We start from the raw sequence: 24607 nt of genomic DNA on the forward strand, positions 1-24607 counted from the left end.
GCTGGGGGGAGAAGGGCTGAGACGAGGAGGGCTGAGGCCCGGGGACCTGGGGTGCCTGGTGATCGCTCATGCCGTCGACAGTGCGCCACCCACATGAGAACCGTCTGAGCCGCGCCTCAGAATCGCCTGGAGATCCGGTGGCGGCCGGGCGGCCGGGTCAGTCGCCCTCGGCGTCGCAGCCGCAGGAGCGCCGGATCCGCAGTGCCACGGGGAACTGCCTGAGCCGGTGGGTGAGGACGCCGTTCCCGTTCTCCGCCTCGCCGATCGCCAGGTCCACCGCCGCGCGGGCCATCGCCTCCCGGTCGGAGCCCGCCGTGGTCAGCGGGGGATCGGTCAGCGCGGCCTCCTTCACGTCGTCGAAGCCGGCCACCGCCAGCTCCTCCGGCACGTCGATCCGCAGCTCGCGGGCGGCCCGCAGCACGCCGATGGCCTGGTCGTCCGTCGCGCACACGATCGCGGGCGGCCGGTCGGGCCCGGCCAGCAGGTCGAGCGCGACGCGGTAGGCGTCGTACCGGTTGTACGGGGCCTTGAACAGCCGCCCCGCGGTGCTCAGCCCCGCCTCGCCCATGGCCCGGCGCCAGCCGGTGACATGGTCGGTGACCGGGTCGCCCGACTCGGGCGTGGAGTCCACGCCGCCCAGGCAGGCGACGTAGGCGTGACCGTGGCCGAGGAGGTGGCTGGTGACCCGCTGGGCGCCGCCCACGTCGTCGAGGACCACGGCGACGTCGTCGATCGCGTCGGGCCGCCGGTGCAGCAGCACCACCCGGGCGTCCCAGGCGTCGATCTCCGCGGCGGCGTGCTCGCTGGGGCCCTGGCTGATGAGGATCAGCCCCGAGACCCGCATCCCGAGGAACGCCCGCAGATAGTGGACCTCGCGCTCGTCCGCGTAGTCCGAGTTCCCCACCAGGACCATCTTGCCGCGCTCGGCCGCGGCCTGCTCGACCGCGTGCGCCATCTCCGCGAAGAACGGCTGCCGCGCGTCCGGGACGATCAGCCCTATGAGGTCCGTGCGCTGCGAGGCCATCGCCTGCGCCACGCGGTCCGGGCGGTACCCCAACTCCTTGATCGCGGCGAGCACTCGCTCCCGCGTGCCCGCGGCCACCGGGCGCGGGCCGTTGTTGATGACATAGCTGACAACGGCGGTCGACGTACCCGCCAGCCGAGCCACATCATCCCGCGTCACCTTGGCCACGGGGCGTAGTCTACGCGCGCAACCGCCCTGTGGGATACGGGGTTCGCATCCCGGGCACCGGCCCCGGTCCCGGGCTCAGCCCCTGCGCGCCGCGGCGTCCTTGACGAGCTGCTCGGCCTCGCGCGTGACCGCGCGGGCGTGCTGGTCCTCTGCCTTCTCCTTCTCCGGCACCACGAAGCGGTAACCCACGTTCCGCACCGTGCCGATCAGCGACTCGTGCTCGGGCCCGAGCTTGGCGCGCAGCCGCCGCACATGCACGTCCACGGTGCGGGTGCCGCCGAAGTAGTCGTAGCCCCAGACCTCTTGGAGGAGCTGGGCGCGGGTGAAGACGCGACCGGGGTGCTGCGCCAGGTACTTCAGCAGCTCGAACTCCTTGAAGGTCAGGTCGAGCACCCGGCCCTTGAGCTTCGCGCTGTAGGTGGCCTCGTCCACGGAGAGGTCGCCGTTGCGGATCTCCATGGGGCTGTCGTCGGCGGACAGCTGCTGGCGGCCGGTGGCCAGCCGGAGCCTGGCCTCGACCTCGGCGGGACCCGCGGTGTCGAGCACCACGTCGTCCACGCCCCAGTCCGCGGTCACGGCCGCGAGCCCGCCCTCGGTGACGATGAGCACCAGCGGGCAGCCGGGCCCCGTGGAGCGCAGCAGCTGGCACAGGGAGCGCACCTGCGGCAGGTCCTTGCGGCCGTCGATCATGATGACGTCGGCGCTGGGCGCGTCCACCAGCGCGGGTCCCTCGGCGGGCGCGACCCTGACGTTGTGCAGCAGGAGCTCCAGAGCGGGGAGTACCTGCGAGGACGGCTGGAGGGCATTGGTCAGGAGTAGCAGCGAGCTCATCAGGGGGGCGTTCCTTCCTCAGTCCTGGCAAGGGGACGATTCGAGCGGCTCTGCCCAGAAAGCGCAAAAGGACCCGGGGTGGCATCAGTGCCCGGATCCTTGCAACGCCAGCAGCATAGCCCAAAGAATTCACCCGGGGCAGGGGCGCGCGTCACACCCGCGCCCGCCGGGGCGTCATCATGGGGGCGCACGGACAGGGGCAGGGCAAGCGTTCGGACGAGTCGGAGGAGCCGGCCGATGGCGAGGGGCACGATCCGTTACTGGGCGGCGGCGAAGGCCGCCGCGGGGACGGCGGAGGAGGCGTACGAGGCCACCACGCTGGCCGCCGCGCTGAGCGCGGCGCGCGGGCGCCACGCGGACAGCCCGGAGTTCGCGCGGGTGCTCGTGCGCTGCTCGTTCCTCGTCAACGGGGAGCAGGTCGGCGCGCGCGGGCACGACAGCGTCGCGCTGCCCGAGGGCGGGACCGTCGAGGTGCTCCCGCCGTTCGCGGGAGGCGCGTCATGACCTCCCCCGAGACCTCCCCCGGCCTCCGGCCGGGAGGTGGCCCCGCGTCCACGGGGCCGCGCGCCGAGGCCGCGGGCCCGCGCCACCGGGCGCGTTCCCCGATCATCCCGCCGGGCATCCAGCCCGCCGCGCTGACCGCGCTCCTCGCGGGGCTGCTCGCGGCCGGGGCCGCGGTGGGCCAGCTCGCGGCGCTGCCCGCCGTGGTGCTGCTCCAGGCGGTGACGGCCGCCGGATGGTTCCGGCTGAACGGGATGTGGCCCGCGCGGCAGGGCATCGCGCTGGCCTTCGCGGGCGGCCTGGCGGCCGACGCCGCCCTGGTGTTGGCCGACCGGGACCGGGCCCCCGAGGCCGTGATCGGCGTGCTCGGGGTGTGGTTCGTGCTGGTGCTGGTGCTCCAGCTGCGGCACCGCGGCTCGCCCGACGAGCGGCTCGACTCGCTGATCGCGACGGCCGCCTCCACGCTGCTGACGATCGCGGCGGCCGGGCACCTGGCCGCCGTGGACGTCTCGGGCGCGGCCGTCGCCGTGACCGCCTGCGCGGTGGGCGCCGCGGCGCTCGGCCGGGCGGTGCCGGGTCCCGGCGTGCTGTCGGTGGCCCTGGCGCTGCTGCTCGCGGGCGGGGTGGGCGCGGTGGCCGCGGACCGGGTGAGCGGCATGGGCGGCGAGGCTCTGGCGCTGGCCGCCGCCGGGGGCGTGTGCGCGCTGATCGGCCTGCGGGTCGCCAGCTACGACTTCCCCTCGCGCTTCGTCCACTTCACCGCCGGGGTCGCCCTGCCGCTGACGGCCGCGGCACCCGCCGTCTACCCGCTGGCCAGGGCGCTGCTCTGACGTTCCCCCCTCACTCACGCGTGTAACGGGCGTGCTGCAAGCGCGGCCCCGGGGCTTCGCGCGGGTGGGGCGCGGGTTACGCTCGCGTCGCTTTTCAGACGACTCAAGGGGATCACGGCCCGATGCGCGCACTGCGAATAACTCTCATCGTTGTCGGTGTTCTCGTCCTGCTGACGATCGCCGCCGACCGTGTCGCCGTGTGGGTCGCGCAGAACGAGGTCGCCTCGCGGGCGCGCGACGAGCTCGGTCTCTCATCCGAGCCCGACGTGAAGATCCAGGGCTTCCCCTTCCTCACCCAGGTGATGAACACCCGCCTCGACCACGTGGACCTCGGGCTCGACCAGTACGAGGCGCAGGTGGACGACCAGGCGCTCACGGTGGAGGAGCTGGAGCTGGAGCTGCGGAACGTCGAGGTCACGGGGAACTTCTCGGGCGCGGTGGCGGAGACCGCCGAGGGCGAGGGCCTGATCGGGTACGAGGAGCTGTCCCGCGCCTACGGCGAGCTGCTGGCCGTCAGCGGGAACGGGTTCGCGGTGGAGTTCGGTCACGCGGGCGACGGGCAGCTGCTGCTGACCCTCCAGGCCAGCGTGATGGGGCAGAACGTGGACGTCGGCGAGATGCCGGGCGAGATCGTGCTGGAGAACGGGACGATCACGCTGAGCGTGGACGAGGAGGAGATCCCGGACACCGGGCGCCCCGAGCTCCAGGAGGCGATCCGCGACCAGCTCCACCAGGAGCGCACGGTCAGCGGCCTGCCGGCCGGCCTGGAGCTGGACTCGCTCACCCCGACCGACGAGGGGCTCGCCCTCACCATCACGGGCAGCCAGGTCAGCGTCGGCTGACGGGCGGCGGCGGCCACCGGGACCCCGAGCCGCCCTCAGCCATCTCACATTCCGGGCAGAGGTATCTCAGCATCCGGTCCACCGGTGACACGGGCGCCGTCGCGTCCGTACGATCGCGGTCATGATGCGACAGGCCACGGGCACCCCGGCAGGGGGACTCACGAAGCGGCGGGCGGTCGACCTGTGCCGCGTCGCCGCCATGCTCTGTCCCCGCGTCGGCTGACGACCACGCCTCATCTCCCCTTCCGCGCGCCGCGCCGCGCACCTTCTCCGCGTCCGTGCGCGCCCCCCGGCACGCCGCCCCACCTCCCTGCCCGATCGCCGAAGGAGAACACGCATGAGCCGCAGTGACGTCCTCGTGGACGCCGACTGGGTCCAGGAGCACCTCGACGACGCCGGTGTCGTCATCGTGGAAGTCGACGAGGACACCAGCGCCTACGACAAGAACCACATCAGGAACGCCGTTCGCATCGACTGGAAGAAGGAGCTCCAGGACCCGGTCCGCCGCGACTTCGTGGACCAGGCGGGCTTCGAGAAGCTGCTCTCGGCCAAGGGCATCGCCAACGGCGACACGGTGGTCCTCTACGGCGGCAACAACAACTGGTTCGCCGCCTACGCCTACTGGTACTTCAAGCTCTACGGCCACCAGGACGTCCGCCTGCTCGACGGCGGCCGCAAGAAGTGGGAGCTGGACGCCCGCGAGCTGGTCGAGGAGGTGCCCTCGCGCGCCGCGACCGCGTACGCGGCGCAGCCGCAGGACGTCTCGATCCGCGCGTTCCGCGACGAGGTCGTGGCCGCCATCGGCACGCAGAACCTGGTGGACGTCCGCTCGCCCGACGAGTTCAGCGGCAAGCTGCTGGCCCCGGCGCACCTCCCGCAGGAGCAGTCGCAGGTCGGCGGCCACATCCCCTCCGCGCGCAACATCCCGTGGTCGAAGTCGGCCAACGACGACGGCACGTTCCGCCCGGACGACGAGCTGAGCGAGCTGTACCAGGAGGAGGGCGTGGACCTGGGGAAGGACACCATCGCCTACTGCCGCATCGGCGAGCGCTCCGCGCACACGTGGTTCGTGCTGCACGAGCTGCTCGGCGTCACGAACGTGAAGAACTACGACGGCTCCTGGACGGAGTACGGCTCCCTGGTGGGCGTGCCCGTCGAGACCGGCCCGGCCGCGTAGGTCACCAGGGCACGTAGGTCACCAGGCCACCCAGGGCACCAGGACAAGGACAGGAAGAGGAACGCGCCATGTGCGGAGCGAAGCCCGGCGGTCCGGACGCCGCCTCCATCACGCCAGGCCGGACGACGATCCAGGGCGCGGTGACCCGGGACGGCGAGCCGGCGACCGGCTATGTCCGGCTGCTGGACGGCACCGGCGAGTTCACCGCCGAGGTGCCGACCTCGGCCACCGGCCAGTTCCGCTTCTACGCGGCCGAGGGCACGTGGACGGTGCGGGCCCTGGTGCCCGGCGGGACCGCGGACCGCACGGTCGTCGCCCAGCAGGGCGGGCTGACCGAGGTCACCATCGCGGTCTGATCCCCGCGCCGTCCCGGACGCACCCGGGGCCGTGCTCCCCGGTGGGAGCACGGCCCCTTCGCATGGCCCCGTTCATCCTGCGTGCTCGGTTGGCCCCGTTCATCCTGCGTGCTCGGTGGTTCGGTGGTCCGGTCGGTTTCAGTAGACGAGCGCCTGGACGCCGTCGGGCATGATCTCACTCACGAAGACCTGGGCCCCGGCGATGCGGACGCCGTCGATCACGTCCTCCTCCTCGATCCCCCGCCGGGCGGCGCACTGCGTGCACAGCGTGATCTCCCCCCCGGCCATGATTCCGTCGATCAGGTCAGGCAACGGCGCGGCGTGCGGCAGCGAGAACTCCGCCGCCTTCCCGGGAAGGGCGAACCACGCGGATTCCCCGGTCAGCCAGAGCGAGACCTCCACGCCGCTGGCGACGGCCACCGCCGCCACCGTGAAAGCCTGAGAACACCGCTCGGGGGCATCGGCCCCCGCCGTCACCTTGATCACCAGCTTGTGCGACATGGCACCACGGTAGTCAGCGGGACAGCGCCGCTAACGCGTCGTGCCACATGTGCCGCAGACCCAGTCGCCTCGCGGGCCCTGGTGCATCATCCCGCCACAGTTAGGACAACTCATGACCACACCCTTTCCACGCGCTTAGACGCACCGTGGCCCAAACGCGTTCAGTCGCAGTGATCACAAAACGGTCAAGGACGCCCGGAAGCCAGAACCCGGGCGTCCCCCTCCTTCAGATTCCCCCGATGCCGAGGACTAGACTCGGCCGCGGTCGGAATTCACATTCTCAGCCGCACCAGGAGGAGCACACTGTGCTAGAGGCATTCTTCATCACCCTGATGGCGCTGGTCGTCGTGGGCAGCGGCGCCTTCGCCGCCCTCGTCGTGATGAAGCTCTACCAGGGCCAGCGCTGAGATGATCGAGATCCCCTCCGACCTGCATCCCGAGCTGGTCCCGCTCGCGTTCCTGCTGGGCACCTGGCAGGGTGCCGGGGTCGCCGCCCTGGACACGTTCGGCGGTCCCGGCGCCGAGTCGTGCAACTTCGGGCAGGAGGCGTCGTTCACCCACGACGGCCGCGACTTCCTGGCGTACGCCTCGCACACCTGGCGCCTGGACGCCGAGGGCAACCGCCTCGACCCGCTGGAGTCCGAGCACGGCTACTGGCGCGTCAGGGAGCGGAAGATCGAGGTCGTCATGGTCCGCGACCAGGGCGTCGCCGAGGTCTGGTACGGCGAACTGGCCGAGGGCAAGCCGCAGATCGACCTGGTCACCGACGCCGTGGCGCGCACCGAGGTCGCGCCGCCCTACACCGGCGGCAAGCGGCTCTACGGCTATGTGAACGGCGACCTGCTGTGGGTCGGCGAGAAGGCCACCCCCGAGGTGCCGCTCGCGCCCTACATGTCGGCGCACCTGAAGAAGTCCGTCAACCCGCGGGAGTGGGTGGCCGACCTGAAGGACCTGCCGGACGACGGGATCGCGTTCTTCCGCTGACTCCCAGGTGATTTTGAGGTTGGCGGTGTAGACAGCGGGCGTGCCCGCAACCGACGCGTCCGCCCCCGCCGCCACGCTCCTCGTCGTGGACGACGAGCCCAACATCCGCGACCTGCTCGCCCAGATGTTCCGCCTGACCGGCTTCGCCGTGCGCTGCGCCGGCAGCGGCGTCGAGGCGCTCAACGCGGTGCGCGCGCGGGCGCCCGACCTCATCGTCCTCGATGTGATGCTGCCCGACCTCGACGGCTTCGAGGTCGCCCGCACGCTGCGCAGGGACGGCTGCCGCGTGCCGGTGCTGTTCCTCACGGCCCGCGACGACGTCACCGACCGCATCCGCGGGCTGAGCGTGGGCGGCGACGACTACGTCACCAAGCCGTTCAGCCTGGAGGAGGTGGTCCTGCGCGTGCGCGCGATCCTGCGCCGGGGCGCGCCCGCCGCGGAGCCGGGAGCGGCGCGCGAGCCGGTGCTGCGCTACGCGGACCTCGAACTGGACGAGGGCGCCCACCTGGTGCGCAGGGCGGGGGTGCGCATCGACCTCTCCCCCACCGAGTTCAGGCTGCTGGGCTGCCTGCTGCGCAACGCCGGGCGGGTGCTGAGCAAGGCGCAGATCCTCGACCGCGTCTGGTCCTACGACTTCGGCGGCGACGCCAGGATCGTGGAGAGCTATGTCTCCTACCTGCGCAAGAAGGTGGACGGAGGCCGGGCGCCGCTGATCCACACCGTGCGGGGCGTGGGCTACGTGCTGCGGGCGGGGTCATGACGCTGCGCGCGCGCCTCGTCCTCATCACCGCCGGGCTGAGCGCGCTGGCGCTGGTGGCGGCCAACGCCGCGGGCCTGGTGCTGCTGCGCACCTATCTGACGGACCGGGTCGACCAGCAGCTCACCACGGCCTCCTCGGACGAGACGGGAAACGCCGAGGACGCCGAGGACACGGGGGACGCCGAGGACGAACCGGGGCCGGGGACGGACGCGTTCACCTCGGAGCGGATCGCGCTGCTGCTCGCCCCGGCGACCGCGGGCGGGCGGGGCGGGGACGAGGGGTTGCCGGCGAGCCGGTTCGACGCGTCGGGGCGGATCTTCGTCCTCGGCCCCGAGGGCACGCTGCTGGCCGCGGTCCCCGGCGCGGACGACCCCGGCGGGCCCCGCCTCCCGGGCGCGGACGCGTTGCGCGCGCGGGTGGGCGAGCCGTTCACCGTGGACGGCGGCTGGCGGCTGCACGCCCGCTCCACCCCGGACGGCGGCCTCGTCGTCAACGCCGTCTCGCTCGCGGAGGTCGAGGCGACGGTGGACCGGCTCCTGCTGATCGACGCGGCCGTGCTGGGCGTGGTCCTGCTGCTGCTCGGGGCCGGCGCCGCCTGGCTGATCCGCCTGGGGCTGCGCCCGCTGACCCGGATGGAGACGACGGCCGGCCACATCAGGGGCGGCGACTTCGCGCGGCGGGTGCGGGGGGCGGATCCGCGCACCGAGCCGGGGCGCCTGGGCGCGGCGATGAACGCGATGCTCGACCGCGTGGAGTCCGAGATCACCGCGCGCCGCGACTCGGAGCGCAGCCTGCGGCACTTCCTGTCCGACGCCTCGCACGAGCTGCGCACGCCGCTGACCTCCATCCGCGGCTTCGCCGAGCTGGCCCGCAGGGGCGGCGACCGCGACGAGGCGCTGGCGCGGATCGAGGCGGAGGCGACGCGGATGGGGGTGCTGGTGGAGGATCTGCTGCTGCTGGCCCGCCTGGACGAGCGGCCCCGGCCGGAGCGCCGCCCGGTGGACCTGCTCGAACTGGCCGGTGACCTGGTGCAGGCGGCCCGCGCCCGGGACCCGCGCCGCGAGGTCGCGCTGGACCGGCCCGTGCCGGTGACGGTGTGCGGGGACGCGTTGCGGCTGCGGCAGGTCATCAGCAACCTGCTGGCCAACGCGCTCACCCACACGCCGCCGGGGGCGCGGGTGGTGGTGCGGGTCGGGGAGACGGGGGAGACGGCGTTCGTGGACGTGGCCGACACCGGGCCCGGCGTCGCGCCCGAGCACGTTCCCCGGATCTTCGACCGCCTCTACCGCACCGCCCCGGGCGGCACCGGCCTCGGCCTGCCGATCGCGACCGCCCTGGCCAGGGCCCACGGCGGAACGGTGGTCCTGCACGCCAACACCCCGGGCGCGGGCGCCACGTTCCGCCTGGAACTCCCCCGCGCCCGGCCCTGAGCGCCCCCGGCGCGCCCCTCAGGGGGTGCGCAGGGCGCCGCCGTCCACGGGGATCAGCGAGCCGGTGACGTATCCGGCGGTGGGCGAGAGGAGGAAGGCCGCCACGCGGCCGAACTCCTCGGGGGCGCCGTAGCGGCGGAGGGGGATGGTCGACAGGAGCCGGGCGCGGGTCCCCTCGTCGGCGGTGGCGTCGAGCTCCTTCGTGCGGTCGGTCATCACCCGGCCCGGCATCAGTCCGAAGACGCGGATGCCCCGCGGGCCGACCTCGTCGGCCAGGTCCTTGGCGGCCATCGCGAGCCCCGGGCGCAGGCCGTTGGAGATGCCGAGGCCCGGGATCGGGGAGCGGGCCGAGGTGGAGAGCACCAGGCCGACCGCGCCGCCCTCGTCCAGGCTGCCGAGGACGGTGCGCGCGACCCGCACCGCGCCGAGGAAGACCGACTCGAACGCGGCCCGCCACTGCTCGTCCGAGGCCGACGCCACCGAGCCGACCGGGGGCCCGCCCACCGACACCAGCGCGCCGTCCAGGCGGCCGAAGCCGGACAGCGCCGTCTCGACCAGCAGCCCCGCCGCGCCGGGGTCCGCGAGGTCGGCCTCGACGCCGATCGCCCTGCCCGAGCCGCCGAGCCGCGCCACGGCCGCCGTCACATGGCCCTCGTCGCGCGAGGACACCACGACGCGCGCGCCCTCCTCCACCAGCGCCGCGGCCGTCGCGTAGCCCAGGCCCTTACTGCCGCCGGTCACCACGTAGACCCGATCGGCGAGTCCGAGATCCATCGCACCGTCCCCTTCGTCCGTCCGCACGTTCTCCGGCCCGCTTCCGGGGCCTCGCCCATACTCCCAGCGGGCGTCCAGGCTCCCTACAGCGGAGGCCATGGTGCGGCGCCCAGCATCGCCCCCATGAGACGACGACTCACCCTGATCAGCGCCGCGCTCCTCCTGGCGACCGCCTGCGGCGGCTCGGGCGGCGACGGCGACGGCGACGTTCCCTCGGCCTCCGACGGCGGCGGCGACGACGGGGGCGCGGCGACCGAGCAGGCCGCCGACCCCGTCGAGCAGAGCCGCCTGTTCGCCGAGTGCCTGCGCGAGAACGGCATCGACATCCCCGACCCCGACCCCGAGACCGGCGAGCTGGACTTCCAGGCGGCCATCGGCGAGGACGGCAGCCGCGACGCGCTGATGGAGGCGTTCGAGGCGTGCCGCGAGCTGGCGCCCGAGGGCGTCAACGAGCGCCCCGAGCCGACGGAGGACCAGCAGGAGGCGATGCGGGACCTGGCCGCGTGCCTGCGCGAGAACGGCCTGGAGGTGCCTGACCCGGACCCGGTGGAGGGCTTCGAGCCGGGCGCGATCGACCCGTCGGCGCCCGGGTTCGACGCCGCGATGGAGGCGTGCGAGGAGCACCTGACCGGACTGGGACGGGGCTGAGCATGGGATCCGCACCGGCATCGAGGACGCGGCGGGTGCTGCGTTCGGTCCTGATCGCCCTGGGCGCCGCCGCCGCGGTGGGCGTGGCCGCGGTCGCGGCCGGAGGCTTCGGCGGGGGCGACGGCGCCGAGGACGGCGGCGCGCCGCCCGCCGCCGCCCCGGCCACCGCCGAGGTGACGACGGCGACCCTGACCCGTTCCGAGGAGGTCCCCGGCGCCCTCGCCTACGGTGACCCGCTCACCGTGACCCCGCCCGCGGGGGCCCCGGGGGTGCTCACCTGGCTGCCCGAGCCCGGCGACACGGTGGCCCGCGGCGAGCCGCTCTACGCGGTCAACGCCCAGCCCGTGCCGTTGCTCACCGGCGGCCAGCCGCTCTACCGCACGCTGGAGCCGGGCGCCGAGGGCGAGGACGTGGAGCTGCTGGAACGGAACCTCGCCGAGCTGGGCTACACCGGCTTCACCGCCGACGACAGCTACACCGGCGCCACGGCCGAGGCCGTGGCCGCGTGGCAGGACGACCTGGGCCGGACGGAGACCGGGACCGTGGACCCCGGCGACGCCGTGGTGGCCGAGGGCGCCGCCCGGGTGGCGCAGGTGCACGCCGCGCCCGGCGCCCCGGCGGGCGGCGGGCCGCTGCTCGACATCACCGGCACCCGGCGGGAGATCGACGTGGCGCTCGACGCCGGACTGGAGGGCCTGGTGAGCGAGGGGGCGCCGGCCGACGTCGAACTCCCGGACGGCACGGCCGTGGTGGCCGAGGTCGCCGAGATCGGCGCGGCCACCGCCGAGCAGGCGGAGGGCGGTGAGGCGGTCGTGACCGTTCCGCTGGTGCTGACGGTCGAGGACCAGGAGGCGCTGGGCAGCTACCAGGCCGCGCCGGTCACCGTGCTGCTGACGGCCGAGCGGCGCGAGGACGTGCTCGCCGTGCCGGTGCACGCGCTGGTGGCGCTGGGCGAGGGCGGCTACGGCCTGGAAGTGGTCGCGCGCGACGGCACGAGCGGCGGCTATGTCCGGGTGACCACGGGGCTGTTCGCGGACGGCCTGGTGGAGGTCTCGGGCGAGGGCGTGGAGGACGGCACCGTGGTGGGGGTGCCCGAGTGAACGCCCCGGCGCACGCCCCCGTGCGCGCCGAGGAGGAGCAGGCGCCTCCCCTGGTCGAGCTGCGCGGCGTGACCCGCCGCCACGGCGGGGTGACCGCGCTGCGCGGGGCCACCCTGACCATCGCCCGCGGCGAACTCCTGGCCGTGGTCGGCCCGTCGGGCTCGGGCAAGTCCACGCTGCTCAACGTCATCGGCACGCTCGACCGGCCGACCGCGGGGGTGGTGCGGGTCGACGGGCACGACGTCGCCGCGCTCTCCGACCGGCGCCTCTCGGCGCTGCGGGCGTCGACGATCGGATTCGTGTTCCAGCAGTTCCACCTGGCGGCGGGCGTCCCGGTGCTGGACAGCGTGGCGGACGGCCTGCTGTACGGGGGAACTCCGCGGCCCAGGCGCCGGGCCCTGGCCGAGGCGGCGCTGCGCCGCGTCGGGCTCGGCGACCGGCTGCGCCACCGCCCGCACGAGCTGTCGGGCGGCGAGAAGCAGCGCTGCGCGATCGCCCGCGCGGTGCTGTCCGACTCCCCCGACGGGCGCGGCCGGCTGCTGCTGGCCGACGAGCCCACGGGCGCGCTGGACTCGGCCTCGGGCGCGCGGGTGCTGAGCCTGCTGCACGAACTCAACGCGGCGGGCACCACGGTGGTGGTGATCACGCACGACCGCGAGCTGGCGGCGGCGTTCCCCCGCAGGATCCGCCTGAAGGACGGCGGGATCACCGCCGACGAGACGACGGGAGCCGCCGTATGAGGCGCCGCCGCATGAGGCCGACGGACGTGCTGCGGACGGGGGCCGGAGGGCTGCGGGTGCGGCCGGTGCGGGGGGTGCTGTCGGCGCTCGGGGTGGCCATCGGGATCGCGGCCATGATCTCCGTGGTCGGCATCTCCGCGTCGAGCCGCGCCGACCTGGACCGGCAGCTCGACGCCCTCGGCACCAACCTGCTGACCGTCGCCCCCGGCCAGGCGCTGGGCGGCGGGGACGCGCGGCTGCCCGGCGAGGCGGCCCGGATGATCGGGCGGATCCCGCCCGTCACGTCCGTCGCCGCCGTGGGGCGCGTGGACGCCGGGGTCTACCGCAACGACCTCGTTCCCGAGCCCGAGACCGGCGGCCTCGGCGTCTACGCGGCGCGGCTCGGCCTGCCGCAGACCGTCGGCCTCACGGTCGCCGAGGGCGCCTGGCTCAACGAGGCCACCGGCGCCTACCCGGCGGTGGTCCTCGGCTCGGACGCCGCGCGACGGCTCGGGGTCCACGAGCCGGGGCCCGGGACGCGCGTGTGGCTGGGCGGCGGCTGGTTCGCCGTGACCGGCATCCTCGCGCCGACGCCGCTCGCGCCCGAGCTGGACACCGCCGCGCTGGTCGGCTGGCCGGTCGCCGAACAGGAGCTGGGCTTCGACGGCCACGCCACCACGGTGTACACGCGCTCGGAGGAGTCCGCGGTCGGCGCGGTCCGGGAGGTGCTGGCCGCCACCGCCAACCCGGAGGCCCCCAACGAGGTGGACGTCTCGCGCCCCTCGGACGCGCTGGCCGCGCGGGAGGCCGCGGACGAGACCCTCGGTGGCCTGCTGCTCGGCCTCGGCGCGGTGGCCCTGCTCGTCGGCGGCGTCGGCGTGGCCAACACGATGGTGATCTCGGTGCTCGAACGCCGTTCGGAGATCGGGCTGCGCCGCTCGCTCGGCGCCACCAAGGGCCAGATCCGCGACCAGTTCCTCATCGAGTCGCTGCTGCTCTCCTGCCTGGGCGGCGGGGCGGGCGTGCTCGTGGGCATCGCCGTGACCGGCGGATACGCGGCCCTTCGCGGCTGGCCCGCGCTCGTTCCCGCGTGGGCCACGGGCGGCGCCCTGGCGGCAGCCCTCGGCATCGGCGCGCTGGCCGGTCTCTACCCGGCGCTCCGCGCCGCGCGGCTCGCGCCCACGGCGGCACTTACGGCGGTTTGACAACCGAAGCCGCAGGATGGGGCTTGCCTCCTCGCACGGACCCCGTCGCGTCCCCTCGGACGGGGTCCGTGCCCTTCCCTCTCCTCTTACACTGGGCCACGTGGTGAGCACCGACTGGCAGACCGATCTGCGCAACCGCGGGTACCGGCTGACCCCTCAACGGCAGCTGGTGCTCGAAGCTGTCGAGCGGCTCGAACACTCGACCCCGGAGGACATCCTCACCGAGGTCCGCCGCACGGCGGGCGGGGTCAACATCTCCACGGTCTACCGCACGCTGGAGCTCCTGGAGGAGCTCGGCCTGGTCTCCCACGCGCACCTCGGCCACGGCGCCCCGACGTACCACCTGGCCGAGCACCACGACCACCTGCATCTGATGTGCCGGGACTGCGAGACGGTGATCGAGGCGGACCTGGCGGTGGCGGGCCCGTTCGCCGAGCGGCTGCGCCAGGAGTTCGGGTTCGAGACCGACCTGCGGCACTTCGCCATCTTCGGCCGCTGCGGGAACTGCTCGGCCGGAGGAGAAGCGGACGGGACGCCGTAGGCTGGCGGTATGCCGTCGTATGCGAGCCCCCTGCTCTCCCTGCCCGGTGCCGTCGAGGGCGACGCCCCCGACGCCGGGGTCGCCGCGCACTACGGGGACCTCTTCAAGGAGCAACGCGCGCTCGCCGCGGGCGAGGGCTTCGTCGACCTGTCGCACCGCGAGGTCCTCACCGTCTCGGGCCCCGACCGCCTGAGCTGGCTGCACCTGCTGCTCACCCAGCATGTGGAGGAGCTCGCCCCCGGGCACGCCACCGAGTCGCTGATCCTCTCCGCCAAGGGCCACATCGAGCATGTGCTGTACCTGGTGGACGACGGCGAGACCGTCTGGGCGCACACCGAACCGGGCGGCGCGGCGGCGCTGATCGGCTATCTGGAGAGCATGACGTTCTTCTACCGGGTGGAGATCGCCGACCGGACCGACGCGTTCGCCGTGGTCCACCTGCCCGCGGGCTCGATCGCGCCCGCGCCGGAGGGCACGGTGGTCCGCGAGACGCCGCACGGCCGCGATCTCTTCCTGCCGCGCGACGGGCTCCGCGCGTTCGCCGACGGCCACGGGCCCGCGATCGGCGTGCTGGCGTACGAGGCGCTGCGCGTCGAGGGGCACCGTCCGCGGCTCGGCCGCGAGACCGACCACCGGACCATCCCGCACGAGCTGGGCTGGCTGGACAGCGCGGTGCACCTCCAGAAGGGCTGCTACCGGGGCCAGGAGACCGTGGCCCGCGTCCAGAACCTGGGCCGCCCGCCGCGCCGCCTGGTCTTCCTGCACCTGGACGGCAGCGAGGTGCGGCTGCCCGAGCACGGCGCCCCGATCCGGCTGGCCGCGGACGGCGCCGAGGGCCGGCAGCTGGGCTTCGTCACCACCTCGGCCCGCCACCACGAGCTGGGCCCGATCGCGCTGGCGCTCGTCAAGCGGAACGTCCCGGCCGACGCCGAGCTGCTCGCGGGCGACACCCCGGCGGCCCAGGAGGTCATCGTCGCCGTCTGAGCGCCGCGCGGCTCGGAGGTCGATCGGAGGTCGATCAGAGGTCGATCAGCACGGTGAAGGGGCCGTCGTTCGTCAGGGAGACCCGCATCGCCGCGCCGAACCGGCCCGTCGCCACGGTGGCGCCGAGACGGCGCAGCTCCTCGCAGACCAACTCCACCAGCGGCTCGGCGACTTCACCGGGAGCGGCGGCGCTCCAAGTGGGCCGCCGCCCCTTCCGGGCGTCACCGTAGAGAGTGAACTGGGAGACGACGAGCAACGGCGCCCCGGTGTCGGAGCAGGACTTCTCCCCGTCGAGGACACGCAGGGTCCACAGCTTGCGCGCCAGTCGGGCGGCCGTTTCCGCCGTGTCCCCGTGCGTGGCGCCCACCAGCACACACAGGCCCTCGCCCACGATCTCGCCGACGGTCTCGCCGTCCACCTCGACGGCCGCGCCGTCGACCCGCTGCACCACAGCTCGCATGCGGATCATCATGCCGGAACGTTCCTGTGCGCCGTGAGCGCCCGCCGGATGGGTGCCGGAACGCTGCGTTACGCGGGTACACAGTGACACGATGCATGGCACGGGGTACGTACCGCGCTACCGCACCGAAACGGGGACGAGGGGACTAAAACCGCATGATCACACCGGGTTCCGGTACGCGCAGCGCTCACCGGAGCGCTGCGCAGCCCGCGCCGCCCCAGGTGGGCCCCCCGAAGGGGGGGCTCCCGGAGCTTGGCCTGCCAGAGCTGCGCGCGCTGCGGCGCGCCGCCCTGCGCGAGGAGCGAGATCTGAGCTTCGTGCGGCGGCTGTTGCAGGGGCGCATCGACATCCTGCAGGCGGAGCGGCGGCGGAGGATCGCGCAGGAGCCGGGGCTGCTGGATCAGCTCCCGCGGATCCTGGCCGACGGCCCCTCGCGCCAGCGCTCCTCGGCCAGGCATGTGACGTTGGGCACACCGCTGAGCGAGGAGTACCGGCAGCTGACGGAGGAGATGCTCGGCCAGGTCGAGCTCTCCGACCTGTCCGCGCTCGACGACGACGAACTGCACGACGCGCTGGGGCGCCTGGCCCGGTGGGAGGCGCACGTCTCCCGGCGGCGGCAGGAGCTGCACAGGACGGCGGACGGCTGCGGGGCGGAGATCGCCCGCAGGTACCGTGAGGGCGAGGCGCAGGTCGACGACCTGCTGTCCTGAGCCCGCGGTCCGGGCTCGCCGCGCTGAAGACCGAAAGGTGGGGGTGTGCCATGGCGGCGACATCGCCCGTGCTCGCCGAGGTGGTCCGTTCCGGATTCGTGGAGGGCAGGCACCACGGCTCACTGGTGGTGCTCGCCGCGGACGGCTCGGTGGAGCGGGCGCTGGGCGACGTGGAGGCGCCGGTCTTCCCCCGGTCGAGCAACAAGCCGATGCAGGCCGCGGGGATGCTGCGCGCCGGGCTCGACGTCTCGGGGGAGCGGCTGGCGATCGCGGCCGGGAGCCACGCGGGCGAGGACTTCCACCGGGAGCTGGTGGCCGCGGTGCTGGCCGACCACGGGCTGACCGAGGAGGCGCTGGCGTGCCCGCCGGACCCGACGAAGTCCGCGATGAACTGCTCGGGCAAGCACGCGGCGATGCTCGCGACCTGCGTGGCGCGGGGCTGGCCGGTCGCGGCCTACACCGATCCGGGGCACCCGCTCCAGGTGGCGCTGCGGGGGACGGTGGCGGAGCTGGTGGGCGAGGAGATAGCGCACACCGGCGTGGACGGGTGCGGGGCGCCGCTGTTCGCGTTGTCGCTGACGGGCCTGGCACGGGCGTTCCGCGCCCATGTGCTGGCCGCGCCGGGCAGCCCCGAGCGGCGGGTGGCGGACGCGATGCGGGCGCACCCGGAGTACGTGGCCGGCACGGAGCGGCCCGACACGCTGCTGATGCGGGAGGTGCCCGGCGTGATGGCGAAGGGGGGCGCGGAGGGGGTGCAGGCGGTGGCCCTGCCGGACGGCAGGGCGCTGGCGTTCAAGATCGAGGACGGCAACGCCCGCGCCCGCGTGCCCGTGCTGACCGCGGTCCTGGCCACCCTCGGCGTCACCGCGGGCTCCCTCCCGCCCTCCCCCGTCCTGGGCGGCGGCAGGCCGGTGGGCGAGGTGCGCGCGATCATCTGAACGTGTGAGTGGAGAAACGGATCTGCACATTCGGCGCACTTCTAGACTGGAAGGGTGATGATGGATTTTTCGGAAGAAGCAGCCCTCAACCGCCGCGTTGACCGGGGCGAGGCCACCCTTCAGCAGGTCCAGGGCAACGTGACGGTGCTGCTGGAGTCCCAGTCGTCGATGCGCCGCGAGATGAACGCGCGCTTCGATCGCATGGATACGAAAGTCGATGAGCTGCGTCAGGAGATGCGGGCCGGCATGGACGGGTTGCGTCAGGAGATGCGGGCCGACATGGGCGGGTTGCGTCAGGAGATGCGGGCCGACATGGACGGGCTGCGTCAGCAGATGCGGGTCAACCATGAGGGGATCATGGCCGTGCTCACCGAGCTGGTCGGGCGGCGTGCGTGAGGGAAATCGCGTGGCTCCCGGCTGGGGTTCCTGCTTAGCCTCGGCGCATGGTGCCGCACATACGTTCCGTTGCCGATGACCCCGCCGACTCCGAGGCGTGGATCCGCGCCGCGCTCACCGGGTTCCTCACCCCGCCCGCGCTGAGTCGGGAGAGCGTGGCCCTGCGGGTGGCCAAGCAGGACTTCTCCCGGGCGCTGGGGGCGTTCGACGGGGGCCGCTGCGTCGCCACCTACCGCAGCTTCGACCAGGAGCTGACCCTGACTCCGGGCCGTGTCGTCGCGGCGAACGCGGTGAGCGGGGTGGCCGTGACCGCCACGCACCGGCGGCGGGGGCTGCTCAGCCGGATGATCACCGAGGACCTGGCCGCAGCCAAGGAGCGCGGCGACACCGTCGCCACGCTGGTGGCCGCCGAGTACCAGATCTACGGGCGGTTCGGGTTCGGCCCCGCCGCCGGCTTCACGCACTGGCGGGTGGACGCCCGGCGGGCGGGGCTCGACCCGCGGTGGACCCTGCCGGAGGGCGAGGGCACGATCGCCTTCGCCGACGCGGCCGAGGTCGGGAAGGTGGGCCCGGAGCTGTTCGAGCGGTTCAGGACCGCCCAGCCGGGGGCGATCGACCGCAAGCCGCTGTTCTGGGAGCGGCTCACGGGCGAGACCCGCTTCGACCCGGATCCGTGGAACGAACCGTTCCACGTGGTGTTCCGCGACGCGGACGGCGTGCCGCAGGGGCTGGCCACCTTCTCGCCCGACGGCACGTGGGAGGTGGGGATGCCGGAGGTCACGGTCTCCGTCACCTCGCTGACCGGCGCGACGCCCGCGGCCGAGAGCGTCCTGTGGCGCTTCCTGCTGGCGATGGACTGGGTGGCCACCGTGGACACCGGCCGCCTGGCGTCCGACGCGATCGTGCCGCTGCTGCTGCCGAACCCCAGGGCGGCGGTGATCAAGGACTACGGCGACTTCCTGTGGATGCGCCCGCTCGACCTGCCGGGGCTGCTCGCCGCGAGGGACTACGCCGCCGCCGGCGCCCTGGTGCTCGAAGTCCGCGACCCGCTGGGGCTGGCCCAGGGCCGCGTCCTGCTGGACGCCTCGCCCGAGGGGGCCACGGCCACGCCGACCACGAGGGCGCCCGACCTCACCCTGTCCACGGGCACGCTGGCGCAGCTGGTCCTCGGCGACTTCTCCGCCTCGCGTCTCGCCGCGGCGGGCCTCCTGGACGAGGAAACGTCCGGGGCGACGTCCCGTGCGGATTCGCTCTTCCACACGGGACGCCGCCCCTGGTGTCCCGACATCTTCTGATTTTCCGACCGGTTTTCACGCTGCGACAACCGGCGGCCGCTGACCGGATTCCCGCCCGGCCTCCGGCGCCCTGGGGGGCGCCGGCCGGGGCGGGTACCGGTCAGATGCTGCCGACCAGCAGTGTCACCAATACTGTCGAGCCCACGCAGACGCAGGTGTAGTTGCGCTTGCGCACTCCCGTACGCAGGATCAGCAGGCCGATCAGGCCCGGCAGACCGAACTGAATCTCCACTGCCCGCTCCACCGCGATGCCGAAGGCAGCCACGGTGATGGTGGTGATGAGCATGACTCCTCCTTACATCACGTCAAGTTCGCCGAACTTCCGAATAGTTGGCTAAGTTGTCCACCAACTATACGCTTGTTTTCCCCAGTTGGCGGGTCCCTGGAAACGTCCTCATATCAACCTTCCGTAACTGTCCGAAAGTTGTATGGTGTTGAGCCGTGAGTCAGGAGACGGGCCCCGACAACGACCCTCCGCGGCAAGCCGGTGACCTGCTTTCTCCCGGCCACCTCGCCGCCGTGCTGCGGGATCGCATACGCTCGGGAGAGCTGCCACGGCACGCCCGATTGCCCACACAGCGCGCTCTGGTCGAGGAGTTCGGCGTGAACCGGACGACGGTCCGGCAGGCGCTGGCCATCCTGGAGCGCGGCGGCTATCTCAGCGCCCGAGGGCGCGGCGCGCCCGCCGTTGTCAGCGCTCCCGCCGAAGGAAGCCCACGCCCCGCCGGCGTCGAGGTGGCCGACCGCCTCGCCCTGGCCTTCCAGGCGGACCACATCTCGATCGACGCCTTCTGCCTCACCACCGAGACGTTGAACGCCGCTCTCGCCGGCCCGCTGATCGCCATCTCCACGGGCGAACTGACGCCCGAGTCCATCTCCCTTCGGGTGATGCTCCCCAACCCGGATGAGCCGCTGGCATATCCTCGCCTGATTTCCGACCCGGCCGACCGGCGTCCCCGGGCGCGTCTCCGCAACCTCACCCGCACCTTCTCCACCTCCCTGCGCCACCAGCTGACATCGTTGGCCGAGATGGGTCTGGTACCGAAGGTGAGCGTGGAGATCCGCAGCGTCCCCATCACTCCGGTGCAAAAGGTATATCTGCTCAACGGATTCGAGGTCCTGACCGCCTACTACCAGGTGCTTCCGCGCGTCGTGGAGTACGAGGACGAGCAGCTGGAGATCTACGACGTCCTCGGGCTGAACTCAAAAGTATTCCGCTCCTCCTCGGACACCGCCTTTGTAGAAGAGTCACACCAGTGGTTCGAGTCCCTCTGGTCAACGCTTGCCCAACCACTCACACTCGGTTAGATGAGGGAACTCATCAGTAATGCGGAGTGTGTTCTCTTCGACTTCGACGGTCCCGTCTGCCACCTCTTCGCCGAGCACACCGCCGAGTCGATCGCGCATCTGCTCCGCGAACTCGCCACGCGGATGTCACTTTCATCGCTGCTTTCGGCCGACTTACGCGCCTCGCCGGACCCCCACCGGGTGCTGCGCGGGATCGCGGGGCAACGTCCCGGCCCGGACGTCGTGGAGCGTTTCGAGGCCGCCCTGACCCGGGAGGAGGTCACGGCGGCGGCCAGCGCGCGCCCCACGCCCTACGCGGCGACGCTGATCGCCGCGCTCTCGACCCGCGGCAGACAGGTGGCCATCGCCACCAACAACTCCCCCCTGGCCGCCCGGCACTACCTCGACCGGCACCAGTTGGCCGGCTACGTCGGCGGCCGGGTCCACGGCCGCACCGGCGACATCGCGCTGCTCAAGCCCCACCCCGACTCGTTGCACCGCGCGCTGGCCTCCACCGGGGCGAGACCCGAGCGGGCGCTGATGATCGGCGACAGCGTCTCGGACCTGGCGGCCGCCCGCGCGGCGGACGTGCCGTTCCTCGGGTACGCGGAGGGTGACTCCGGGGCCGAGGCGCTCAGGGAGGCGGGCGCGCGCCACGTGGTGCGCTCCCTGGAGCACGTCCTCACCGCTTTGATCACCCCTACCTACGGCCCAGATGCACCCTTTTGAGCCATCGGAATCGGGGCCTTTCCGGCGTACCGTTCTGCTACTCGTTACCATCCCGCCGCCGGAAGGCCACCACCATGAGCCAGCCGCTGCACCTGCCCACGCTGCGCGGTCACCACCGCGTCTGGCAGGTTCTACGCGCGGAGGGGGAACTCGCGTCCCTGGGGCGGATCAAGGCCGGCAGGCCCCGCCCCGGGGTGCACCGCTTCGACCCCCGCTGCTTCCTCAACGAGGAGGACCTCCTCCTCCGACTGGCCCGGCTCGGCATGCCGCGCATCGCCCCGGTGTATGTGATGGGTCCGGGCAAGGCCCGGGTCCACGGCTACATCGAGGGCGAGCCGCTGTCCGAACGGCGCCCCCCGGGCACCGCGCTCGCCGAGTCCGAAATCGACCAGCTGGCGGCCCTGTTCGGCAGCATGGCCGATATTCCGCCCGCCTCCCTGGAGCGGGTGCACCGCTGCCCGGTCGCCCTGCGCCCGCGCTCCAGCAGGGACTTCCTGCGCGGCCTGGTCCGTTTCACCAGGCGCCGCGTCTACGCGGTGCACCGTCCCGCGCTGCGCGGGCTGTTCGCCGCGCTGCGCGTGGACCCCGTGGTGCTCTCCCCCACCGGGCCGCTCGCCAGGGACGCCACGCTCCTGACCGACCGGCCCTTCTGCCTGCTCCACGGCGACCTGCACCGGGACAACCTCATCACCGCGGAGGCCGACGGGATGCTGTGGACCATCGACTGGGAGCTGGCGATGGTCGGCGACCCGCTCTACGACCTGGCCACCCATCTCCATCTGATGCGCTACCCGCCCGCGCAGGAGCACGCGCTGCTGACGCGCTGGGCGCGGGAGACGGAGGGCAGGCTGCCGGGCGCGGCGGCGGGCCTCTCGCGCGACCTGCCGCGCTATCTGGCGTACAAGCGCGTCCAGTCCGTCTTCACGGATGTCACGCGGCAGGCGTACCTGGTGCGTGCCACGCCCCCCGAGGAGCTGCCCGAGCAGCTCGCCCGCGCGGGTGTGCTCGTCTCGACGGCGCTGCGGAAGGCGGAACGGACCCTGGGTCTCGGCCATGTGCCGGGACCCAGGGCCGTGGAGGCGGTCTACGCCTCGTTCCGAGCGGAGTTCGGAGCCGAGTTCGGCGCGGAGCGCCCACGGGACTTCCCCGCGGATCCCGGCTCCGGGCCGGGCGCGGGGCCCGGGGCCGGGCTCAGCTCTCCTGGCCCCGCTCCAGCCGCACCCGCGGCAGTGCCCGCGCGAGCGGCGAAGGCAGCCACCAGGCGCGGCGGCCCATCAGCTGCATGGCGGCGGGAACGATCAGGCAGCGGATGATCACCGCGTCCACGAAGATCGCCACCGCCATGCCGAACCCCATCTGCTGGAGCATCCGGTCGGGGCTGGCGAGGAAGGCCGCGAAGACGACGATCATGATCGCGCCCGCCGCGGTGATCACCGAGCCGGTGTGCGCCAGCCCCTCCCGCACGGCGAGGGAGGCGTCCTTGGTGCGTTCCCACTCCTCGTGGATGCGGGAGACGAGGAAGATCTCGTAGTCCATGGAGAGCCCGAAGACGATGGCGAAGATCATCACCGGCAGGAACGCCTCGATCGGCCCGGCCTCGACGCCGAACATGCCCTCCTGGAAGACGAGGGTCATGGCGCCGAGCGCGGCGCCTATGGACAGGAGGTTGAGCAGGGCGGCCTTGAGCGGGATCAGCACCGAGCGGAAGACCGCCATCAGCAGGAGGACGGAGAGGCCGACCACGATGGCGATGAACAGCGGCATCCGCTCGGCGACCTTGCCCGCGTAGTCCTCGGTGGCGGCCGTCGCGCCGCCGACCAGGTAGTCCGCCCCGGTCTCGGCGGACAGCGCCGGCAGCACCTCGTCGCGCAGCTCCGCGACCAGGTCCGAGGTCGCCTCGTCCTGCGGCGAGGACGCGGGGAACGCGAAGACCGTGGCGACCTCGCCGTCCTCGGTCGGGACCGGGGGTGTGGCGGCCTGGATGCCCGGGGTGCCGTTCAGCGCCTCGGTCGCGGCCCCGGCGGCCTGCCGCGCACCCGCGTCCCCGCCGTCGGTGACCACGACCAGCGGGCCGTTGAAGCCGGGGCCGAAGCCCTCGGACAGCAGGTCGTACGCCTCCCTGCTGGTGGAGCCGGCGGCGTCGTTGCCCGCGTCGGCGAAGCCGAGCCGCAGCGAGAGCGCGGGGGCGGCCAGGGCGCCGAGCAGCACCACGGCGGTGACCAGCGCGGCCAGCGGGCGGCGTTGCACCGCGGTGCCGAGCCGCCGCCACAGCGTGCCCTCGGGCGCCTTGCCCCTGGCGGCCCGCTTGGCGGCGCGGGCGGTGAACTGGCGGGCGAAGCGGGCGCCGAAGACGCCGAGCAGGGCCGGCAGCAGCGTCAGCGAGGCGATCATCGTCACCAGCACGGTCAGCGCCACGGAGAGCGCGAGGCCCTGGAGCGAGCCGAGGCCGAGGGCCACCAGGCCGAGGAGCGCGAGGATCACCGTGCACCCGGCGAAGAACACGGTGCGCCCGGCGGCATCCATGGCGCGGGTGGTGGCCTCGGCGGGCGGGGAGCCGTTCACCAGCTCCTGGCGGTAGCGGGCGAAGCTCAGCAGCGCGTAGTCGATGCCGACGCCCAGGCCGACCAGCATCATCGTGTAGGGCGTGTAGTCGGCGATGGTGAAGACGTGCGAGAGGAGCACGATCAGGCCGATGGTGGAGCCCACGGCGAACAGGGCGGTGATGATGGGCAGTCCGGCGGCGATGACCGTGCCGAAGAGGAGGACCAGGATGACCAGCGCGGCCATGATGCCCAGGCCCTCGGCGCCGCCGCCCTCCTCCTCGGCGAGCACGCGGGCGGCGTCGCCGCCGAGTTCGACGCGCAGCCCGTCGCCCTCGGCCCCCGTCGCGGCCTCGAAGATGCGCTCGGTGTCGGCGAGTTCCATCTGCTCGGACGGCACGTCGAGGACGACGGTGGCGTAGCCGACGCCGGCGTCCTCGGAGACGGCCGACGCGTCCTCGTAGGGGCTCCGCACCTGGGTGACGGCGGGCAGCCCGGCGACCTCGGCGAGCATGGCCTCGACGCGCTCCCGGGTGGCGGGGTCCTCGATCCCGGCGTCGCGCGCCAGGACGATGTCGAGGGTGTCGCCCGCCTGCGCCGAGCCGTGCGCGGCCAGCAGGTCGGCGGCCTCCTGCGACTCGGTGCCCGGCAGCGAGTAGTCCTCGCGGTAGTCGTCGCCGGTGGCCGAGGCGGCGGCCCAGACGCCGACCAGCACGGCCAGCCAGAGGCCGAGCGCGAGCCAGCGGCGGCGGTGGGCCCACCCGGCGGTGCGTGCGAACACACCGGGGCGGCTCGGCGCCCGGGGCGTGGTGGCGGTGGTCATAGTGCTCTCTCCTGTCGGGTGGTACGGGTCGGTGCGCGGTGCGTGGTGCGGCAT

Annotated in this window: 28 protein-coding genes and 1 pseudogene; 22 read left to right on the forward strand and 7 right to left on the reverse strand. The window is 73.4% G+C overall.

What is annotated here, in order from left to right:
* Positions 1-157: 157 nt before the first annotated feature.
* Positions 158-1192, reverse strand: coding sequence for a LacI family DNA-binding transcriptional regulator (locus tag ADY01_RS07495; RefSeq protein ID WP_049567722.1), 1035 nt, complete (start codon positions 1190-1192; stop codon positions 158-160).
* A 75-nt stretch (positions 1193-1267) separates the two neighbouring features.
* The gene (locus tag ADY01_RS07500; RefSeq protein WP_049567725.1) at positions 1268-2023 is read right to left on the reverse strand and encodes a winged helix-turn-helix transcriptional regulator; all 756 of its coding nucleotides are present in this window, start codon (positions 2021-2023) and stop codon (positions 1268-1270) included.
* 237 nt (positions 2024-2260) lie between these two features.
* Here ADY01_RS07500 and ADY01_RS07505 point away from each other — a divergent pair, with 237 nt between their 5' ends.
* From ADY01_RS07505 to ADY01_RS07525, 6 genes are all read left to right on the forward strand, one after another.
* Positions 2261-2527 carry a MoaD/ThiS family protein gene (locus ADY01_RS07505; RefSeq protein WP_049567728.1) on the forward strand — a complete coding sequence of 89 codons (267 nt, stop codon included), beginning with the start codon at positions 2261-2263 and terminating at the stop codon, positions 2525-2527.
* Complete coding sequence (locus ADY01_RS07510; RefSeq protein WP_053170604.1) at positions 2524-3354, forward strand: hypothetical protein; 831 nt, start codon at positions 2524-2526, stop codon at positions 3352-3354. The genes ADY01_RS07505 and ADY01_RS07510 overlap by 4 nt, the downstream gene beginning before the upstream one ends.
* Positions 3355-3476: 122 nt before the next feature.
* Entirely contained in the window at positions 3477-4196 is a 720-nt protein-coding gene (locus ADY01_RS07515; protein ID WP_049567735.1) for a DUF2993 domain-containing protein, read from the forward strand.
* 121 nt (positions 4197-4317) lie between these two features.
* Positions 4318-4419 (forward strand): putative leader peptide, encoded by a 102-nt coding sequence (locus ADY01_RS41510; RefSeq protein ID WP_324612901.1) that lies wholly within the window; start codon positions 4318-4320, stop codon positions 4417-4419.
* A 114-nt stretch (positions 4420-4533) separates the two neighbouring features.
* Positions 4534-5373, forward strand: coding sequence for a sulfurtransferase (locus tag ADY01_RS07520; protein ID WP_049567738.1), 840 nt, complete (start codon positions 4534-4536; stop codon positions 5371-5373).
* Between the two features lie 68 nt (positions 5374-5441).
* Complete coding sequence (locus ADY01_RS07525; RefSeq protein WP_049567740.1) at positions 5442-5729, forward strand: DUF1416 domain-containing protein; 288 nt, start codon at positions 5442-5444, stop codon at positions 5727-5729.
* A gap of 138 nt (positions 5730-5867) precedes the next feature.
* On the opposite strand, the gene ADY01_RS07530 is transcribed toward ADY01_RS07525, so the two are convergent.
* The gene (locus ADY01_RS07530) at positions 5868-6230 is read right to left on the reverse strand and encodes a DsrE family protein (protein ID WP_049567743.1); all 363 of its coding nucleotides are present in this window, start codon (positions 6228-6230) and stop codon (positions 5868-5870) included.
* 408 nt (positions 6231-6638) lie between these two features.
* Here ADY01_RS07530 and ADY01_RS07540 point away from each other — a divergent pair, with 408 nt between their 5' ends.
* Genes ADY01_RS07540 through ADY01_RS07550 form a run of 3 tightly spaced genes read left to right on the forward strand, consistent with a single transcriptional unit; the run spans position 6639 to position 9404 of the window.
* Positions 6639-7214: an FABP family protein gene (locus ADY01_RS07540; protein ID WP_049567749.1), complete on the forward strand. Its 576-nt coding sequence runs from the start codon at positions 6639-6641 to the stop codon at positions 7212-7214.
* A gap of 40 nt (positions 7215-7254) precedes the next feature.
* Positions 7255-7974: a response regulator transcription factor gene (locus ADY01_RS07545; RefSeq protein ID WP_049567752.1), complete on the forward strand. Its 720-nt coding sequence runs from the start codon at positions 7255-7257 to the stop codon at positions 7972-7974.
* Positions 7971-9404 (forward strand): sensor histidine kinase, encoded by a 1434-nt coding sequence (locus ADY01_RS07550; RefSeq protein ID WP_049567755.1) that lies wholly within the window; start codon positions 7971-7973, stop codon positions 9402-9404. Before ADY01_RS07545 ends, ADY01_RS07550 begins: the two co-directional genes overlap by 4 nt.
* A gap of 18 nt (positions 9405-9422) precedes the next feature.
* On the opposite strand, the gene ADY01_RS07555 is transcribed toward ADY01_RS07550, so the two are convergent.
* On the reverse strand, positions 9423-10178 hold the full coding sequence (locus tag ADY01_RS07555) for an SDR family oxidoreductase (protein ID WP_049567758.1): 756 nt from the start codon (positions 10176-10178) through the stop codon (positions 9423-9425).
* 123 nt (positions 10179-10301) lie between these two features.
* Between ADY01_RS07555 and ADY01_RS38945 the strand changes: the two genes are divergently transcribed.
* The 6 genes from ADY01_RS38945 to ADY01_RS07585 all read left to right on the forward strand — a co-directional run bounded on the left by ADY01_RS38945 (position 10302) and on the right by ADY01_RS07585 (position 15375).
* The gene (locus tag ADY01_RS38945; protein WP_049567761.1) at positions 10302-10826 is read left to right on the forward strand and encodes a hypothetical protein; all 525 of its coding nucleotides are present in this window, start codon (positions 10302-10304) and stop codon (positions 10824-10826) included.
* 35 nt (positions 10827-10861) lie between these two features.
* Positions 10862-11926, forward strand: coding sequence for a peptidoglycan-binding domain-containing protein (locus ADY01_RS07565; RefSeq protein WP_053170607.1), 1065 nt, complete (start codon positions 10862-10864; stop codon positions 11924-11926).
* Entirely contained in the window at positions 11923-12666 is a 744-nt protein-coding gene (locus ADY01_RS07570) for an ABC transporter ATP-binding protein (RefSeq protein WP_420715610.1), read from the forward strand. Before ADY01_RS07565 ends, ADY01_RS07570 begins: the two co-directional genes overlap by 4 nt.
* A complete protein-coding gene (locus ADY01_RS07575) occupies positions 12663-13850 on the forward strand; it encodes an ABC transporter permease (protein WP_049567766.1) in 1188 nt (395 codons plus the stop codon). The genes ADY01_RS07570 and ADY01_RS07575 overlap by 4 nt, the downstream gene beginning before the upstream one ends.
* Positions 13851-13950: 100 nt before the next feature.
* Entirely contained in the window at positions 13951-14391 is a 441-nt protein-coding gene (locus ADY01_RS07580) for a Fur family transcriptional regulator (RefSeq protein ID WP_049567769.1), read from the forward strand.
* 9 nt (positions 14392-14400) lie between these two features.
* Complete coding sequence (locus tag ADY01_RS07585; protein WP_049567772.1) at positions 14401-15375, forward strand: YgfZ/GcvT domain-containing protein; 975 nt, start codon at positions 14401-14403, stop codon at positions 15373-15375.
* A gap of 34 nt (positions 15376-15409) precedes the next feature.
* Here ADY01_RS07585 and dtd read toward each other — a convergent pair whose 3' ends face one another.
* The gene (gene dtd / locus ADY01_RS07590; RefSeq protein ID WP_199826186.1) at positions 15410-15835 is read right to left on the reverse strand and encodes a D-aminoacyl-tRNA deacylase; all 426 of its coding nucleotides are present in this window, start codon (positions 15833-15835) and stop codon (positions 15410-15412) included.
* Positions 15836-15990: 155 nt separating this feature from the next.
* Between dtd and ADY01_RS07595 the strand changes: the two genes are divergently transcribed.
* From ADY01_RS07595 to ADY01_RS07610, 4 genes are read left to right on the forward strand one after another with little or no spacing between them, the layout of a single operon-like run.
* Positions 15991-16545, forward strand: a complete 555-nt coding sequence (locus ADY01_RS07595; protein ID WP_049567779.1) for a hypothetical protein — start codon at positions 15991-15993, stop codon at positions 16543-16545.
* A 50-nt stretch (positions 16546-16595) separates the two neighbouring features.
* A complete protein-coding gene (locus ADY01_RS07600; RefSeq protein WP_049567786.1) occupies positions 16596-17483 on the forward strand; it encodes an asparaginase in 888 nt (295 codons plus the stop codon).
* A 54-nt stretch (positions 17484-17537) separates the two neighbouring features.
* Positions 17538-17879, forward strand: coding sequence for a hypothetical protein (locus ADY01_RS07605; protein WP_159001029.1), 342 nt, complete (start codon positions 17538-17540; stop codon positions 17877-17879).
* Between the two features lie 47 nt (positions 17880-17926).
* Complete coding sequence (locus ADY01_RS07610; RefSeq protein ID WP_049567792.1) at positions 17927-19174, forward strand: GNAT family N-acetyltransferase; 1248 nt, start codon at positions 17927-17929, stop codon at positions 19172-19174.
* Positions 19175-19274: 100 nt separating this feature from the next.
* Here ADY01_RS07610 and ADY01_RS07615 read toward each other — a convergent pair whose 3' ends face one another.
* Positions 19275-19460: a hypothetical protein gene (locus ADY01_RS07615; protein WP_049567796.1), complete on the reverse strand. Its 186-nt coding sequence runs from the start codon at positions 19458-19460 to the stop codon at positions 19275-19277.
* 233 nt (positions 19461-19693) lie between these two features.
* Between ADY01_RS07615 and ADY01_RS07620 the strand changes: the two genes are divergently transcribed.
* The 3 genes and pseudogenes from ADY01_RS07620 to ADY01_RS40400 all read left to right on the forward strand — a co-directional run.
* A complete protein-coding gene (locus ADY01_RS07620) occupies positions 19694-20482 on the forward strand; it encodes a winged helix-turn-helix domain-containing protein (protein WP_234320128.1) in 789 nt (262 codons plus the stop codon).
* Positions 20483-21190 carry an HAD family hydrolase gene (locus ADY01_RS07625; protein WP_049567804.1) on the forward strand — a complete coding sequence of 236 codons (708 nt, stop codon included), beginning with the start codon at positions 20483-20485 and terminating at the stop codon, positions 21188-21190.
* Between the two features lie 74 nt (positions 21191-21264).
* A pseudogene (locus ADY01_RS40400) lies at positions 21265-22014 on the forward strand (aminoglycoside phosphotransferase family protein); the annotation flags it as partial.
* A 367-nt stretch (positions 22015-22381) separates the two neighbouring features.
* Here ADY01_RS40400 and ADY01_RS07630 read toward each other — a convergent pair.
* Complete coding sequence (locus ADY01_RS07630) at positions 22382-24553, reverse strand: MMPL family transporter (protein WP_078900085.1); 2172 nt, start codon at positions 24551-24553, stop codon at positions 22382-22384.
* Positions 24554-24607: the final 54 nt, after the last annotated feature.

This window comes from Streptomyces sp. SBT349 (genome assembly GCF_001083795.1).
Taxonomy (GTDB): domain Bacteria; phylum Actinomycetota; class Actinomycetes; order Streptomycetales; family Streptomycetaceae; genus Streptomyces.